Source organism: Sphingobium sp. B12D2B (assembly GCF_025961775.1).
Classification (GTDB): Bacteria; Pseudomonadota; Alphaproteobacteria; order Sphingomonadales; family Sphingomonadaceae; genus Sphingobium.
In genome coordinates this window covers 494,558-511,164 of the sequence record NZ_JAOQOH010000001.1, presented here as the reverse complement: position 1 = coordinate 511,164, position 16,607 = coordinate 494,558, and the positions used below count along the sequence as shown (strand labels likewise).

Annotated in this window: 15 protein-coding genes; 5 read left to right on the top strand and 10 right to left on the bottom strand. The window is 65.9% G+C overall.

Annotation, left to right across the window (positions count from 1 at the left end; all coding sequences use genetic code 11):
* Positions 1–354: 354 nt before the first annotated feature.
* The 3 genes from M2335_RS02535 (at position 355) to rpsT (ending at position 3,047) form a co-directional block, all read left to right on the top strand.
* A complete protein-coding gene (locus tag M2335_RS02535) occupies positions 355–1,392 on the top strand; it encodes a quinone-dependent dihydroorotate dehydrogenase (protein ID WP_264593661.1) in 1,038 nt (345 codons plus the stop codon).
* Between the two features lie 89 nt (positions 1,393–1,481).
* Positions 1,482–2,678, top strand: coding sequence for an AI-2E family transporter (locus M2335_RS02530; protein WP_264573826.1), 1,197 nt, complete (start codon positions 1,482–1,484; stop codon positions 2,676–2,678).
* A 105-nt stretch (positions 2,679–2,783) separates the two neighbouring features.
* Entirely contained in the window at positions 2,784–3,047 is a 264-nt protein-coding gene (gene rpsT / locus M2335_RS02525; protein ID WP_181558404.1) for a 30S ribosomal protein S20, read from the top strand.
* Between the two features lie 119 nt (positions 3,048–3,166).
* Here the strand turns inward: rpsT and M2335_RS02520 are convergent, their stop codons facing one another.
* The 5 genes from M2335_RS02520 to M2335_RS02500 form a co-directional block, all read right to left on the bottom strand.
* Positions 3,167–4,240, bottom strand: coding sequence for an AI-2E family transporter (locus M2335_RS02520; protein WP_181558403.1), 1,074 nt, complete (start codon positions 4,238–4,240; stop codon positions 3,167–3,169).
* A gap of 71 nt (positions 4,241–4,311) precedes the next feature.
* A complete protein-coding gene (locus M2335_RS02515; RefSeq protein ID WP_264593660.1) occupies positions 4,312–5,106 on the bottom strand; it encodes a DUF1206 domain-containing protein in 795 nt (264 codons plus the stop codon).
* Positions 5,107–5,236: 130 nt separating this feature from the next.
* Positions 5,237–6,133 (bottom strand): transglutaminase family protein, encoded by an 897-nt coding sequence (locus M2335_RS02510; RefSeq protein WP_264593659.1) that lies wholly within the window; start codon positions 6,131–6,133, stop codon positions 5,237–5,239.
* A gap of 23 nt (positions 6,134–6,156) precedes the next feature.
* Complete coding sequence (locus M2335_RS02505) at positions 6,157–8,640, bottom strand: circularly permuted type 2 ATP-grasp protein (protein ID WP_264593658.1); 2,484 nt, start codon at positions 8,638–8,640, stop codon at positions 6,157–6,159.
* Positions 8,641–8,654: 14 nt separating this feature from the next.
* Positions 8,655–12,014 carry a DUF2126 domain-containing protein gene (locus M2335_RS02500; RefSeq protein ID WP_264593657.1) on the bottom strand — a complete coding sequence of 1,120 codons (3,360 nt, stop codon included), beginning with the start codon at positions 12,012–12,014 and terminating at the stop codon, positions 8,655–8,657.
* 154 nt (positions 12,015–12,168) lie between these two features.
* Between M2335_RS02500 and M2335_RS02495 the strand changes: the two genes are divergently transcribed.
* On the top strand, positions 12,169–12,447 hold the full coding sequence (locus tag M2335_RS02495) for a hypothetical protein (RefSeq protein WP_264593656.1): 279 nt from the start codon (positions 12,169–12,171) through the stop codon (positions 12,445–12,447).
* A gap of 7 nt (positions 12,448–12,454) precedes the next feature.
* Here the strand turns inward: M2335_RS02495 and M2335_RS02490 are convergent, their stop codons facing one another.
* Positions 12,455–13,012 carry an NADPH-dependent FMN reductase gene (locus M2335_RS02490; protein WP_181558397.1) on the bottom strand — a complete coding sequence of 186 codons (558 nt, stop codon included), beginning with the start codon at positions 13,010–13,012 and terminating at the stop codon, positions 12,455–12,457.
* Between the two features lie 186 nt (positions 13,013–13,198).
* On the opposite strand from M2335_RS02490, the gene M2335_RS02485 reads away from it, so the two are divergent.
* Positions 13,199–13,333 carry an entericidin A/B family lipoprotein gene (locus M2335_RS02485; RefSeq protein ID WP_181558396.1) on the top strand — a complete coding sequence of 45 codons (135 nt, stop codon included), beginning with the start codon at positions 13,199–13,201 and terminating at the stop codon, positions 13,331–13,333.
* 79 nt (positions 13,334–13,412) lie between these two features.
* Here M2335_RS02485 and M2335_RS02480 read toward each other — a convergent pair whose 3' ends face one another.
* The 4 genes from M2335_RS02480 to M2335_RS02465 form a co-directional block, all read right to left on the bottom strand.
* The gene (locus M2335_RS02480; protein ID WP_264593655.1) at positions 13,413–14,165 is read right to left on the bottom strand and encodes an SDR family oxidoreductase; all 753 of its coding nucleotides are present in this window, start codon (positions 14,163–14,165) and stop codon (positions 13,413–13,415) included.
* An 89-nt stretch (positions 14,166–14,254) separates the two neighbouring features.
* Complete coding sequence (locus tag M2335_RS02475; protein WP_264571805.1) at positions 14,255–14,935, bottom strand: epoxyqueuosine reductase QueH; 681 nt, start codon at positions 14,933–14,935, stop codon at positions 14,255–14,257.
* Between the two features lie 235 nt (positions 14,936–15,170).
* Complete coding sequence (locus M2335_RS02470) at positions 15,171–15,959, bottom strand: SDR family oxidoreductase (RefSeq protein WP_264593654.1); 789 nt, start codon at positions 15,957–15,959, stop codon at positions 15,171–15,173.
* Between the two features lie 174 nt (positions 15,960–16,133).
* Positions 16,134–16,607: a nuclear transport factor 2 family protein gene (locus tag M2335_RS02465; RefSeq protein WP_264593653.1), complete on the bottom strand. Its 474-nt coding sequence runs from the start codon at positions 16,605–16,607 to the stop codon at positions 16,134–16,136.

The window sequence follows — 16,607 nt, the reverse complement described above, 5'->3', positions numbered from 1 at the left end:
TCTCCAGGGAAAGACGAGCCGAAATGTTCGATCGGAAGGACTGGCAGTTCGGCAGGGCCAAGGCCACGCCATCGCGTGCTCCACCCTGACCGACCTTTCGCACAAATCGCTGATGCGGCAAATAAAAAAGCGGCCCGGCAGGCAATATCACCCGCCAGACCGCTAAAGTTCAAGGTCTCTGAGCCAAATGACCAAGAGCCCTTCGGGTCGCAGTCTCACCGTAACCCGATTCGTTCAGCTTGGATTGGACGGAATCGTCATGATAATGCGAATCGCAGCCCGGTGGGGTTCCACGCCACGGCTCCGTCGCGCTGCCCTTTGACCGCTTGACCGAGCGCTGGCATAGCGCGCGGCATGTACCAGAAGCTCCGCCCTCTCCTGTTCGCGCTCGATGCGGAGCGCGCCCATGGCCTCGCCCTTGCCGCGCTGCGCCTGCCTTTGCCCTCAGCCCCCAAGCCGGACCCAATTCTGGCCCAACGGCTGTTCGGACTGGACTTCGCCAGCCCGGTCGGCCTCGCTGCGGGGTTCGACAAGAATGGCGACGTGATAGACCGGGTTGGCGCGCTCGGCTTCGGCTTTGGAGAATTGGGGACGCTGACCCCGCGCCCACAGGTCGGCAATCCACGCCCGCGCATTTTCCGGCTGGTCGAGGATGGCGGCATCATCAACCGGCTGGGGTTCAACAATGGCGGGCAACCGGCGGCCTGCGCCCGGCTCGGTCGACGCGGCAAGCCACGGGGGCTGATCATCGGCATCAACATCGGCGCCAACAAGGACACCGAGGATCGCATTGCCGATTATGAGGAAGGCGTGCGGGCCATGAGCCCCCATTGCCATTACCTCACCGTCAATGTGTCGTCGCCCAATACCCCCGGCCTGCGCGCCCTGCAGGACCGGGGCGCGCTCGACGCCCTGCTCGGCCGCGTGATGGCCGCGCGTGCAGAGGATGGGCCGCCGATGCTGCTCAAGATCGCACCCGATCTCGAGCCGGCGGACGTCGACGACATCGCGGAACTGGCTTTGCAGCACCGCATCGACGGACTGATCGTAACGAACACCACGATCAGCCGTCCGGCCTCCCTCCGCTCCGCCAATGCCGGGGAATCGGGTGGCCTGTCCGGCGCACCGCTGCATGATATGGCCCTTGGCCGCCTGCGCGATTTCCGCCAGCGCCTCGGCGACCGGCTGCCGTTGATCGGCGCCGGCGGCATCCGTACCGCCGAGCAGGCCTATGCCCGCATCCGCGCCGGCGCGAGCCTCATCCAGCTCTATTCGGCGATGGTCTATGAGGGGCCGTATCTGCCCGCGCGCATCAATGCCGGGCTCGCCGATCTCTTGCGCCGGGATGGGTTCACGTCGATCAGCCAGGCCGTCGGGGTCAACACGCGCTGAGGAATTGCCGGCCTCAACGGATCGACATTGCCTTTGCGCTGTTTTTGCGATGAGGTCGCGCCAGACGAACTGAACGGAATTCGCCCAGCATGGATGCCAGCCCACCGCCCCGCAAGATCGAGGATCACGCCTTTCTCGCGCTGGTCATCCTCATCACGGTCGCCTTCGCGTTCATTCTGGAGCCTTATTTCCAGGCGATCCTTTGGGGCGTGATCATCGCCATCCTGTTCCAGCCGGTGCATCGCGAGATTCGCGACATCATGCCGCGCTGGCCCAGCGCCGCTGCCGGCCTGACGTTGCTGCTCATCATCGCACTGGTGATCGTACCGGCGCTGCTGCTCACCATCGCGCTGATTCAGGAAGCGAGCGTGTTCTACGCGCGCATCCAGTCCGGCGAGATCAACTTCGCGCAATTGTTCGATGATCTGCGCGCCAGCATGCCCGCTTGGTCCGAAAGCTGGCTCCAGCGTTACGGGCTCGACAATTTCAATGCCGCGCAAGAGCGGCTGCGCGAAGCGGCGGCAGACAGCTTCCAGTTCGTGGCAGCGCAGGCCGTCAACATCGGCCAGAGTGCGTTCAGCCTGTTCATCGCGTTCACCGTCATGCTCTATCTCACCTATTTCCTCCTACGCGACGGCGAGACGCTCATGGAGAGCGTGATCAAGCGGACGCCACTGCGCGATGGCCCGCGCCGGGAACTGCTCCGCCAGTTCGTGCTGGTGATCCGCGCGACCGTGAAGGGCAGCATCATCGTCGCCATCGTGCAGGGCTTCATCGGCGGGGTCGTGTTCTGGCTGCTGGGCGTCGAAGGCGCCTTGCTGTGGGGAGTGATGATGGGCTTCTTCTCGCTGTTGCCCGCCGTGGGTACCGGCATCGTCTGGGTGCCGGTCGCGGTCTACCTGCTGGTCAGCGGCGCGCTGGCCCAAGCGCTCATCCTCATCTTCTGCGGCATCTTCGTGATCGGGATGGTGGATAATCTGCTGCGGCCGATCCTTGTCGGGCGGGATACCCGAATGCCGGACTATCTGGTGCTCATCACCACGCTGGGCGGGCTGCAACTGTTCGGCTTCAGCGGGCTGGTGATCGGTCCGGTCATCGCTGCCCTGTTCATCGCCACCTGGAACATCGTGGCCGGGATGCGCGGGCAGGATGAGGCCGCGCTCCCCATCACGGAGCCAGACGACCTGCCGGATGCCGCTTCCGTCCCGGTCGGCGAGGTGGAAGCGCGCTTGCGCACGGATACGGCAGGCACGCAGAAGCCGGCTTCGTCGCCACAAGGCGGTTGACGCTGTCCCGGATCAGGGCTAATGGCCCGGCCTTCGCGCGCCTGCGGCTTCCGCCTGGCGAGTCGGGCCGCGCGCCCAAAAACAGTTTCGAGTTCGAGGAATTTCATGGCCAATACGCCGCAGGCAAAGAAGCGCATTCGTCGCAACGCACGTCGCGCCGAGATCAACGGTAGCCGCATGAGCCGCATCCGCACCCTCGTAAAGAAGGTGGAAGCAGCGGTCGCAGCGGGTGACAAGTCGGCGGCGCAGGCAGCCCTTTCCGCCGCGCAGCCCGAGCTGTCGCGCGGCGTGGCCCGTGGCGTGCTCCACAAGAACACCGCCTCGCGCAAGTTCAGCCGCCTGACCAAGAGCGTCGCCGGCCTGGCCTGATCGCTCTCGCGGATTTCAAGACAAGAACGGCGTCGGGCTTTCCGGCGCCTTTTTTGTTGTCCGGACGAGCGGCTGGCCCCGCCCGTCCCTCATGATCAGCCACGGTTCTCGCGCGCCCGTCAGTCCTGCCCGGCGATCTTGATCTTCTTCCCAAGCAGCGTGCGCACATAGATCCGCTGGACCATCACGAAGACCACCACCGTCAGCGGCGCAGCCAGCAGCATGCCCATGAAGCCGAACAGAAGCCCGGCCGCCACTACCGCGAAGAGCAGCACGGCGGGCGGCACGTCCACGGCTTGTTTCTGAATCATTGGCTGCAGGAAATTGCCCTGCAATTGTTGGATGACGAGGAACACCAGGGTGGTCCACAGGGCAGTCATCGGCGACACGGTAAAGGCCAGCAACACGGCCGGCACGCCCGCGATGATCGGGCCGATCATCGGGATCACATCCAGCAGGCCCGCAATGATGCCAAGGCCGCCTGCTGCGGGCACGCCCAACGCCGCAAGCCCGGCCCAGGTCAACGCCGCCACGACCACCGACGAGACAGCCTGTCCCATCATCCAGCCTCGCAAGCCGCGCACCGCATCATCGAGTGCCTCGCCGAGCGGGGATTCGGCCCGCTGGGGCATCAGCAAGATGAGGCCGCGCCGATAGACGGCGGGATCGCTGGCGATGAAGATGGCGCCGACGAACAGCAGCACCAGATTGGCGATGCCGTTGCCCGCCGTGAGCGCATAACCGCCGGCCTGAGACAGAAGGTTGGAAAGGTCGCCCTGACCCTGCTCGATCAGGTCGCGGGTGGCGTCGCCGAGACCAAATCGCTCCAGCAGCGCCTGCACCTGGTCGATGGCGGGCGGGATGCTGTCCCGGATGGTGTCGAACTCGCCCACGATCTGCGTGCCGAACAGCGTGAAAGCGCCGGTGATGACCGCCAGCAGCGTCACCACCGCAAGAGCCAGCCCAAGTCCGCGCGGCAGCTTGGGGATGCGGCAGATGACGCGGGTGATGGCATCGAGAATAGCCGCCAGCACCAGCGCCGCGAAGACCAGCAGCAGCAGGCCGGACATTTTGACGAACAGCCACGCGGTGCCCACGACCGCCAGAATGATCACGGTCGCCATAGCGATCCGCGCGCCCGGACCTTGCCGTTCGCGCGGCGCCGGATCCGCGTCGCGCTGCTGAACTGTCATGACATCCCCCTTATCGTTCGCCGCAGCTTAATGCTTAGCGATGCCTGTGCAATGTACCGTTGGGTTCCCGCTCACCAGCCGAAGCGCGATGCCCCGCTCGCCAAAGGGCCGGCAGAAACGGTCTGCAGGCGCCGGTACCGCGCTTCGATCAGGCTGAACATGCCAAAGCCGAGCAAGCCGATGGCAATCAGGATGTCCCAGGGGTTGGTCAGCCAAGCGAGCGCGTCCGACATGCCGCCGGCCTCGCTTGCCTGCGAATCCAGCCCCGCAAAGACCAGAAAACCGCCAGTGATCAGGAAGATCGCCCCACGCGCCGCATAGCCCAGCCGACCGGTCCATTGTGCCCAGGCCTTGCGCGCGACCTGCGATTCCAGATGCTTCAAGTAGCTGCCCTTGGCGGCCTTGAAGAGCTGGTATAGCCCCGTACCGATCAGGATCAGGCCACCGATGATGAGCAGGATGAAGCCGCCGGGCAGTTGGAGGGCGCTCTGTGCGCTTTCCTCCGTCCCGCCGCCCGAGCCACCGGAGGTGCCCTGCATGAGCCGGATCGCCTGCCACGCCAGAAACAGGTGGATCAGGCCGCTTGCTGCCGCGCCGACGCGGCTGATCTTGCCCTTGGTATCATCATCATGCTGCTCGATGTTGAAAGCGGCGTCCGACAGCCGCCAGAGCCCATAGCCGATCAACCCCGCCGCCATCAGGCCAAGGAGAATCATGCCGCCGCCATCGCCGAGATACTCAAGCGCGCCCGACGGATCCTCGGACCGCCCGGCCCGCAGCACGAGGAAGGCAATGACGATGTAAAGCGCGCCACGGGTCGCGAAGCCGGCGCGCGCAAGCATCGTCAGTCGGGCTCCGGTATCCATGTGCGCATCTCCCTGTTCACCGACGCTAACGATCAGGGCGCAGCGACGTTCCGCGCCGATGCGTCGATCGGATCAGGTCCGCTCGACCGGGAGAGGTCGCTCATAAGGGAGGCCTTGGACCGTGCAACGGTCAGGCGGTGGTGGTGCGGCTGTCCATGGGTGACACGTCCACCGAATTGAAGGTCTTCTGGGAATGGCCGCCGACGAACACGCCGTCGATGGGCGAGATGTCCGAATAATCCCGGCCCATGCCGACGACGAGATGATCGCCATTGGCGAGCACGCCATTGGTGGGATCGATCCCCACCCAGCCGCGCAGGGGACCGCACCACAAGGCCACCCAGGCGTGCATCGCGTCCGCGCCGACCAGCCGCGCTTGCCCCGGCGGCGGATCGGTCCGCAGATAGCCGCTCACATAAGCCGCCGGCAAACCGGCGGCACGCAGCGCGACGATGAGGATGTGCGCGAAATCCTGGCAGACGCCGCGCCGGATGGAGAAGGCCTCGGCCACCGGCGTATCGGCTTCGGTTGCCTTGGTGTCGTAATGGAAGGTCGCCTGAATGTGCCGGGCCAGCGCCAGTGCCGCGCTCAGGCAGTCCGCATCGGGCGCCAGATGCGGCCGCGCCCAGGCGGCGATCTGCGGCACGAGCGGTAGCAAGCGGGATGGGAAGATATAGGTCACGGGGGACATCGGCCCGACATCCATGACGGCTAGCGCCGCCTGCGCCACCTTCGTCACGCTCATCTGGGCGCCAAGCAGATCCAGCTCGGCCTCGCTCACATCGGCAATGAAGGTGGAGCGCACTTCCAGCGAGGCCACCGGCTTGAGCATCTCGATGCGGGTGAGGTTGAACGGATAGGCACCGACGCGCTCCTGGCGCACGTCGGGCACAGGATCGACGATGAGGCGATAGTCCCGCACCTGCTGACCCGGCCATGCGATGGGCGCGAGCCGCAAATTGAAATGCGCCAGCCGCACGGGCGGATCATAATCGACGCGGATGATGTGGCTGACCCGATATCTCATCGCCTGTTATACATCCGCCTCATCTATGCCAGCCGCGTCATGCCGGAGGCGCGCGGCGCATCCTCGCCCTTGAGGAAGAAGCGATCATCGATCCGGTCGGAGAGATCGAGCAGCGCCGTCTCGATGACCTCCAGATCGCGCGCCGTGAGCATCTCGGCCGAGGCGGCATGCAGACGGGCAGAGAGCGCCAGGGCGAGTTGCACCGGCGGCTCGGGCATCCCGTCGTCGCGCAGCGTCGGCAGGGCGCGGAGATGATCGAGAATCGCATCGACCTGAAAAGCCAGCGACCGCGGATTGCCCGGCTCCAGCAGCAGCATGTCGCGCACCGGCGCCAGCGCCAGACCGGAGAGGTAGCGGGTCCGATAGCTGATCTGGCAATCGCACAGATCCAGAAACAGATTGAGATCGTGCCCATTGGCATCGTCTCCGGCAAAGGTGCGCGCCAGCCGGCACAGATGGATCGCGCGTTCGAGCCGCCGGCCCAGCTCCAGGAAACGCCAGCCCGCACCGCGCACCATATTCTCGGCAGACAGGCCGGAGAGCGCCGCGCAACGATCCAGCAGCCGCGCGACATGCGCCATGAGCTGCGACTCGCGCGCTTCGCTCACCCGGTCGATCTGGCGGCTGAGCAGGCGCCAGAAGTCCACCGCCAGCCGCTCGCGAAGGCCGCGACCGATCGCTTCGGCCGCCTCGAACAGGGATTGGACGCTACCCGGCATCTCCGGATCGCTGAGTGCATGGACGCAAAGCTTGCCGGTGCCTTCACCCAGCTTGTCCTTGCGGGCGCTGCCCCAGGCAACCAGCGTATCGGCCACGCGGCCGAGCGTCGGGCGGTCGAGCGCGGAGGCTGCCTCGCCCTCGATGCTGCCGCCGATCAGCACGCGGATCATGCGCAGCACCATTTCGCCACGTTCCAGATATCGCGCGAGCCAAAAGAAGTTATCCGCCGCCTTACTGGGCAGCGTGCCCGCGACCCGGCGAATGGCGACCGGCGCGCCGCTGTCGAGCGTGACCACTGCCGTCTGCGGTTCATCGGCAACGATGCAGACGTCGGCGGACATGTCGCCCTGCCCCATCAGCACCGCCCGCATGTCGTCATGGGCCGCGAGCCGCGCAAACCCGCCCGGCATTGCGCGCCACTGGCCATGCGCATCGCGGGCAAGGAAGGCGCGCAGGATGAACGGGCGGGGCAGCAGCACGCCATCGACCAGCGCCGGCGTGGTGGACAATTGCACCAGCTCCTGCCCGATATAGTCCATCGGGCGCTGCTCCAGCTCGGTGAGGAACGCGGCATTCTCGGCAGGGCTGAGGCGCGAGGCCAGGCGCGCGCGGCCATGGGGGATCGCCGGCACCGGCAAGCCGAAGGCAGAGCCGATGGCCAGCCGGTCCGCCTGCTCGCGGACATGGGCGCGCTCCTTCGCTTGCCCGCACCACCATGTCGCAACATTGGGAATGCGCAGCGGCTCGCCGAGCAACTTGCGGCAGAGGCGCGGCAGGAACGCGGCGAGCGCTGGCGTCTCCAGCACCCCGGCGCCGGGCCAGTTGGCGATGACAAGGCCGCCGTGGCGCATCGCCTCGAAAATATCCGGCACGCCGATGGTCGAGCGCGAATCGAACGCCAGCGGATCGAGCAGGTCCGTGCCCATCCGCCGCCACAGCCCATCGACCCGCTTCACACCCTCGACGGTGCGGACGTAAAGCTGCCCGTCGCGCACAGTAAGATCCTGCCCCTCGACCAGCAGGATGCCAAGATAGCGCGCAAGGTGTGCTTGCTCGGCATAGCTCTGGTTGTAGCGCCCCTGCGTCAGCAGCGCGATGCGCGGATCGGGCCGGGCGCAGATGGCGGCGAGGCCCTGCCGAAAATCGGAGAAGAAGGGCGCCAGCCGCACGAAATTGACGATGCCGAGCGCATCGTCCGTCGCGCGCGTCATCGCGAGGCGGTTCTCCAGCGCATAGCCCGCGCCGACCGGCGTGCGGACATAATCGGCCAGCACCCGCCATTCGCCATCCGGCCCGCGCGCCAGATCGACCGCGTAGAATTGCAGCCGGTGGCCGCGCGGCGGCGGCAGGCCGCGCATCTGCCGCCAATAATCCGGCGCGCCGGCCACGATCGCCGCCGGCAGTTCGCCACTGGCGACAAGGCTGCACGCGCCATAAAGATCATCGAGCACATGCTCGAGCAGATCGGCCCGCTGCGCCAGACCCGCCTCAATGCCCTGCCATTGCGTCGCGTGGATCAGCATCGGCACGGGACTGAGCGGCCAGACGCGCTCCTCGACCTCACCAGTCAGGCGAAAGGCCATGCCGAGATCGACGACCTGCTGGTCGGCCCGGGCCTGCAGACCGGCGAAGCCGCCCCGCGCGGCGCTGGCAATGGCACCGAACATCGCTTCCCAGCGATGCGCCATGGCAGGATCGCCCTGCGCCGCGAGCATGAGGTCACCGCGCCCAGCTTCCCGCGCATAGCGCGCGAGGGCCTGGCCGATGTCCTCTTCCCCGGCAGTCATGGCAAGCGACGCATTCAAAGGGTCGCGGGCCGTCGCAGATCGAGCGTCAATGGAAATTCCCCCGTTTTCTCGTCCGGCGGCAGCGCCATGGAGCCCGGCGTATGGCCATGATCTTGGAACCGCGCCTTGCGCCGCGCCTCCGCCTCATAGGCATTGACCGGAACGTCGTCATAATTGCGTCCGCCCGGATGCGCCACATGATAGACGCAGCCGCCGAGCGACCGGCCGCTCCACGCGTCGAACACGTCGAACGTCAGGGGCGCATTGACCGGCAGGCGCGGGTGGAGACAGTCCGAGGGAGCCCAGGCCTTGTAGCGCACGCCGCCCACGGCCTCGCCCGCCACGCCAGTGGCTGCCAATGGCACCCGACGCCCGTTGCAGGCGACGACATGCCGCCCCTCGACCAGCCCGGAGACGCGCACCTGCAGCCGCTCGGTTGAGCTGTCCACATAGCGCACGGTCCCGCCGATCGCGCCGGTTTCGCCCAGCACATGCCAAGGCTCCAGCGCGTGGGAAATCTCCAGCTCCAGCCCGCCGGCCCGCACCGCCCCATGGACCGGGAAGCGGAACTGCTTCTGCGCCTCGAACCAGTTGGGATCGAAATCATAGCCGGCCCGGCGAAGGTCGCCGAGCACATCGAGAAAATCCTCCCAGACGAAATGGGGCAGCATGAAGCGATCGTGCAGGCGCGTGCCCCAGCGCACCAGATTGCCCTCCTGCGGCGCACGCCAGAACCAGGCAGTGAGCGCGCGCAGCAGCAATTGCTGCGCCAAACTCATCCGCGCATCCGGCGGCATCTCGAAGCCGCGGAACTCGACCAGCCCCAGCCGCCCGGTCGGCCCATCGGGCGAGAACATCTTGTCGATGCAGATCTCGGTGCGGTGCGTATTGCCGGTCACGTCCACCAGCAGGTTGCGGAACAGCCGGTCGACCAGCCAGGGGGGTGGCGTGGCGCCTTCCCCCGGCCCTGAATTAAAGGGGTGGGGCACCTGCGCCAGCGCCACTTCCAGCTCGTACAGCCCGTCATGCCGCGCCTCGTCGATGCGGGGTGCCTGGCTGGTCGGGCCGATGAACAGGCCGGAGAAGAGATAGCTGAGCGAAGGATGCCGCTGCCAGTAGAGCACGAAGCTCTTGAGTAGGTCCGGCCGGCGGATGAACGGCGAATCGGTGAGGCTCGGCCCGCCGAGCACGAGATGATTGCCGCCACCCGTCCCCACCGCGCGCCCATCGACCATGAACTTGTCGGCCGTGAGCTTGAGCGCCCGCGCAACATCGTAGAGCGTCTCGGTCAGTTCAACCGTCTCGCCCCATGTCGCCACCGGTTGCACATTGACCTCGATGACGCCCGGGTCGGGCGTGATCTTGAGCACCTGCAGGCGCGGGTCGGGCGGCGGGGCGTAGCCTTCAATCCGCACTTCGACGCGCATGGCGCAGGCTGCGGCCTCCACCTGCGCCATCAGCTCTAGATAATCCTCCAACTCGCGCACCGGCGGCAGGAAGACGGAGAGATAATGCGCCTTGGGCTCGACGGTGATCGCCGTGCGCACCGCGCCCTCGATGATCTCCTGCTCCACCCGCTCCTGCGCTGCCGCGCCGCCGGCCTCCGCGCGGGAGGCGACCATCTGCTCGCGCACATCCGGCCGGTGCGCCCGCTCCGCACGCTGGACATGATAATCCGCCAGCGGCTCGCGCGGTTCGCTCGTGTCCCGCGGGTGGATGTAGGGGAAGTCGGCCGGCGGCACGAAGGGCAGAGAGCCCAACGGCAGGCGATAGCCGAGCGAGCTATCGCCCGGCACGGCGTGGAGCTTGCCCCGGCGCACCGCCCACACTTCGCTCTGCCAGCGTGGCTTGGCTTGCGCGGCCTGCCAGCGCTGGATGGGCAGGGCATAGCCGACGGGCTCGACCAGCCCCATCGCAAACGCCTTCTTCATCCGCTCGCGCGCCTCGACATCGCTGAGCTTGTTATCGTCGGGCGTCACATTGACGGGCAAATCTTCTGCCTTGCGTGCCCACTCCTGCTCATCCTCATAGACCGGCGCGACATAATCGGGCTGAACCTCAAGGCCTGCGGCGATAGTCGCCAGAAAGCGCGCGGCAAGCGCCGGCGTCGCGAGCGGCTTGCCCTCGGCCTCTTCCCGCGCGATCAGCATCGGGTCGCGCCACACTGGCACGCCATCCTTGCGCCAGTAGACCGCATAGGCCCAGCGCGGCAGGCTCTCGCCGGGATACCATTTGCCCTGACCGTGGTGGAGCATCCCGCCCGGCGCGAATTTCTCCCGCAGCGCCCGCACCAGCTTGTCCGCATAACCCTGCTTGGTCGGGCCGACGGCGCCGCCGTTCCACTCATCCTCCTGCCCGCCATTCTCGGCGACGAAGGTCGGCTCGCCGCCGGTCGTCAGCCGCACATCCTGCGCGACGAGGTCGGCGTCGACCTGTTCGCCCAGCGCCTGCACGGCGTCCCAGCGCTCATCGGTGAACGGTTTGGTGATCCGCACCGCCTCGGCAATGCGCGAGACGCGCATCTCGAAGCGGAAGTCCACTTCCGCCGGCTCCGCCAGCCCCTCGATGGGCGAAGCCGAGCGATAATGGGGCGATGCACAGAGCGGGATATGCCCCTCCCCGGCGAACATGCCGGAGGTCGCGTCCAGCGCGATCCAGCCGGCGCCCGGCACATAAACTTCCGCCCACGCGTGGAGATCGACCACGTCGCGCGTCACGCCCTTGGGGCCTTCCACCGGCTCGACATCCGCAACGAGCTGGATCGAATAGCCCGAGACGAACCGCGCCGCGAAGCCAAGCCGCCGCACCAGCTGCACCAGCAGCCAGGCGCTGTCCCGGCAGGAACCGGTGCCGATCTGCAAGGTCTCTTCCGGCGTCTGCACCCCGGTTTCCATGCGGATGACATAGCCGATGCGCTGTTCGAGCTGGCGATTGATCTCCACCAGAAAATCGATGGTGCGGCCCTGATGGCCCGCATGCTGCGCGACCAGCGCCTCGAACAGCGACCCCTGCGCCTCGACCTCGAAATAGGCGGCCAGATCCGTCTTCAGCGCCTCGTCATAGGCGAACGGATACTCCTCGGCATAAGGCTCGACGAAGAAATCGAACGGATTGATGACGTCGAGATCCGCGAGCAGATCCACTTCGACTACGAAACGGTCGACCGGATCGGGAAAGACCAGCCGCGCCTGCCAGTTGCCGTGCGGGTCCTGCTGCCAGTTGATGAAATGGCCCTCGGGTTCGATCCGCAGGGCATAGTTCGGTACCTTGGTGCGACTATGCGGCGCGGGTCTCAGCCGGATGATCTGCGGCCCGAGACGGATCGGCCTGCTATAGTGATAGGCCGTGCGATGATAGACTGCAGCTTTGAGCATCCGCACAGTGAATGCGAATATTGTGCAATGCGCAATAGACAATGCGCACCGGGTGCGGCAACGGCTCGGCCCGGCCTTTCCAAAACGTTAAGAAACGGCGGTCAGGGATTGCACCAGCAGGACGGCGCGCAAGCCGGACGCAACAGAGGAAGGCATGGCGGAACGGGATTTCAGGCGACAGGAATATATTTCCGGGGCGCTCATCGACTGGGAGCGGCGCGGCGCGGACCATGGCGTCATCCTGACGCTGCATATCGCCGAAAGCGGCATGCGCGGCGGCCATCACCGGGTGTCGACGGCACTCAACGACCGCCAGTTGCGCGCGCTGACCCGCGATCTCATGCGGGCAGCTCGTGCGCGTGGCCTCAGCATCGAATCGCGCACGCCGCTGCGCACGCGAATCTGGCGACGCCTCAAGGCGATCGTGAACTGAGCGGCGGTCAGCCCGCCCGGTCGATCAGCTTGCGAAATGCGTCGAGGAAGCTGCGGAAAAAATCCTCCGTCTTCTTGTCCGTCAGCCGGCCGTCATCCTCGAACAGCTTGGCCGCATTGCCGACATAGGCCTCGGGCTGCTGGAGGATGGGTGTATCTTGAAAGACCAGCATCTGGCGCAGATGGTGATTGGCGCCGAACCCGCCCAGCGCTCCGGGCGAGACGGTCATGATCGCCGCCGGTTTGCCCATCCACACGCTCTGGCCATAGGGCCGCGAGCCAACGTCGATAGCGTTCTTGAGCACGCCCGGCACCGAGCGGTTATATTCGGGCGTGACGAACAGCAACGCGTCGGCCGGGGCGATCTCCTTGCGAAAGCGCGTCCACGCTGCCGGCGGGCTGTCGGTCTCCGCATCTTCATCATAATGCGGCAAATCGCCGATCTCCACGATCCGCAGCGCCATATCGTCATCGGCGAGGCGCGCCAGCTCCAGCGCCGCCTTTCGATTATACGAGTCCTTGCGCAGACTGCCCACGATTACCGCGACATCGATCTTCCCGCTCATCACTGACCCTTTCATCTGGTTGCTATCCGGCGCGACCGAGGCGCTGCCGTCTCAGCTTCCTGAACGGCCCGACGAGGCACGCGTTCCCTGACACCTTCCCTGCAACCTGCGCCTGCCGACCGGGAATCGCAACCGAACCGTTGCTCAAGCATTTCATCGCCCGGAACAAACAGAAGGAAGACGATCATGAAACAGCGCGGCACATTGATTCTGCTGCTCGGCGCGGCCCTCGCACTCCAGGCTTGCGCGACTGTCAAAGGCGCCGGCAAGGACATCGAATCGGTTGGTCAGGCCGGGCAGGAAGTGATCGACGGCAACTAAGCGCGATTGACACGGGCGGCCTTGATACGGCCGCCCGATCCTTCAAGAGCCCGCCCGCCGACTATCAACGTCCCCAGCATCACAATTTGACGGCGGCGTTGCCCCCATCCGCCCACAGCGCCGAGCCAGTCACAAAGCTCGCCATGTCGCTGGCCAGAAATAGCGCCGCCTGCGCGATTTCTTCTGGTTGTGCGATCCGCTTCATCGCGTGAAGACTAGCCGCCCAGGCCTGCTGATCGGCATCGCCTGCCATCCCTGTCGCTGTCCCGCCCGGTAGCAGAGCGTTGGCGCGGATGCCCTGCGCGCCATAATCGGCCGTAATGCCGCGCACGAGGCCAAGCAGCCCCGCCTTCGCCGCCCCATAAGCCGACATGCCCGGCAAGCCGACGCTATTGCCCACGAAGCTGCCAGTGAAGATGAGCGCGCCGCCGCCTTGATCGAGCATGGCCGGAATCTGCGCGCGGGCGCCGAGGAAAGCCGCCGTCAGGTTGACCGCCAGCACCTGCGACCAATCCTCCGGCGTGAAATCTGCCAGCGGCTGCATCGTCCCAACAAGCCCGGCATTGTTGAACGCGATATGCAGCCCCCCGAAGGTCTCACAGGCGACCGCGACGGCTCGGCGGTGCGTCTCCTCCTCGCGCACGTCGCCCGCGACAATGGCCGCCCGACCACCCTGCGCTCTGATGGACTCGGCCACGCTCTCAAGCGCCGCCTCGCGTCGGGAAACCAGCACGAGGGCCGCGCCCTGTTGCGCGAACAGCAGAGCAGCGGCGCGTCCGATTCCCGAACTCGCGCCGGTGACGATGGCGACTTTGCGATCCAGTAATGTCATGATCCAGCTCCATAAGTGGAGCTGATCAGCTAGACGCGCGGCCGGACGGGCGCGTCCCGTTTCTTGTGGTCAAACCCCTCCCGCATGGCTCAGCCCTGCGCGGAAGGCTCGTCCCCATAATACAGCTCGCCGATGCGGATTTCCTCACGGCCTTGGGCGACCCGGTGCGCGTTGGTATCCCGCAGCGAGAAGACGCAGCCGCAATATTCCTGCTGGTAGAAGCGCTCGCGCTTGCTGATCTCGATCATCCGCGCCGCGCCGCCACCCTTGCGCCAGTTGAACGTCCAATATTTGATGCCGGGATAATGCGCCGCCGCGCGCTCCCCGCAATCGTTGATCTGGTTCATGTTCTTCCAGCGCGAGATGCCGAGCGACGAGGTGATGACCGGGAAGCCATGCTCATGCGCGTAGAGCGCCGTGCGTTCGAAGCGCATGTCAAAGCACATCGTGCAGCGCGCACCGCGCTCGGGCTCATTCTCCATGCCCTTGGCGCGCTTGAACCAGTTCACCGTGTCATAGTCGGCATCGACGAAGGGAATATTATGCTGCTCGGCAAAGCGGATATTCTCCTCCTTGCGCAGCAGATATTCCTCCTTGGGGTGGATGTTCGGATTGTAGAAGAAGATGGTGTAATCGATGCCGCTCGCGGTCATCGCTTCCATCACCTCGCCCGAGCAGGGCGCGCAACAGCTGTGCAGCAGCACCTTCTTCTCGCCATCGGGCGGCGTGATGACCGGGCGTTCGTAATCGAGGCTATTGGGGTTCGTCATGGCGCGCGCCCATAGCAGATCGCCGGGCCCGCGTCACCCTGTGCGGCGGGCGAGTGGACTGATCTATGCCTTAACCCCAATCACGGTTCGGCCTTTCCCCACGCCGTTCGGGCTGAGCTTGTCGAAGCCCCGTTCTTCTACCCTCGAGGCTAAGCAGGGAAGGACGGCCCTTCGACAGGCTCAGGGCGAACGGAGATCATATATCTCATAATCCGCCCGACCAACCGACCGTCCTCTAAAAGGTCGAGGTCGTGGCACCGCCATCGATGGTGAGGCTCTGGCCCGTGGTGTAATTCGCAAACTCGCTGCAGAACATCGCCACGAACGCCCCGACATCGTCCGCATTGCCGAAGCGCCCGCTGGCGATCCGCCAGTCTCGCACGAACTCGGCGACCTCATCCTCATAGGTCGTGCCCTTGGCCTTCGCGCGGGCATTGAACTGGTCCTCGACTGTCGCGGTGTGGTGCATGCCCGGCAGCAGGTTGTTGATGACGACATTGTGCTTGGCTACCACCTTGGAGACGGCGACGCTGTAGTTCACCAGCGCCGCCCGCGTGCTGCCGGAAAGCGCCCGGATTTCGCCGGGATATTTCGCAGCCACCGTGGCGATGTTCACCACCCGCCCCCATCGGCGCTCCACCATGCCATCGAGCACGCGGCGCATGAACTCGATGGGCGAGAGCAGCGAAATTTCGATGGCGCTCTGCCATTGCTCACCGGTGATCGCGCGATAGTCCGGCGTCATCGGCGGCGGGGCGCAGGTGCCGACGAGAATGTCCGGCTCCGGGCAGGCCGCCAGAATGCGCTCGCGCCCCTCGGCGCTGGCATGATCGGCGACGATTGGCAGGACCCGCGCGCCGGTCTCATCGGCAATCTCCTGCGCCGCGCGCATCAGCCGCTGCTCGCCCCGCGCCGAGATGAACACGTCCACGCCCTCGCGGGCCAGCGCCATCGCCGCGCTCTTGCCCATGCCGGCGCTGGCGCCGTTGACGATCGCCTTGCGGCCCCTGATGCCCAGATCCATGGCTTGCCTCTCCTGTGTTTCTCGTTCGGCCCAGCCTAGCGTCGGCGAGCGGCTGACACCATCACACTCTCGTCATTCCCGCGGACGCGGGAATCCAGAGGCGCGATGGCAATGCGGCTGGGTTCTGGATTCCCGCGTTCGCGGGAATGACGGCTCAAGTTATTGGCGCTGCCCTCAACCCAAAGGCCGCCCACTTGCCGTTTCCGCCGGCATCGCTTGCGTCACGTCCCAATGCTCAACGATCATCCCGTCCTCGATGCGGAAGATGTTCATGACCGCGCTGCCGCCATCCTCCGGCCCCATCCGTCCGATGATCTGCACGGTGGCATAATCGCCATCCACCAGCACCCGCCGGACCTGAATCTCCGTGCCCGCCTTGGAGAAGACCGGCTCCAGCCATTTGAGCGCATTCTCGCGGCCGTCGGCGATGATCGGATTGTGCTGGATATAATCCTCATGGACATATCGCTCGAAGGCCCCGCGGGGATCGCGCTGCTCGTAGAGGATCGTCACGAAGTCGATCATCAACGCCCGGTTGCGCGCCGTCAGCGCGACATGATCGGCGCTCCCGGCCTGTGCCGGATCGACGACCGCGCCCTGCGCGATCGCCCGATCCACCGGAAACAGCCCTGCAGAGGACTCCGCCAT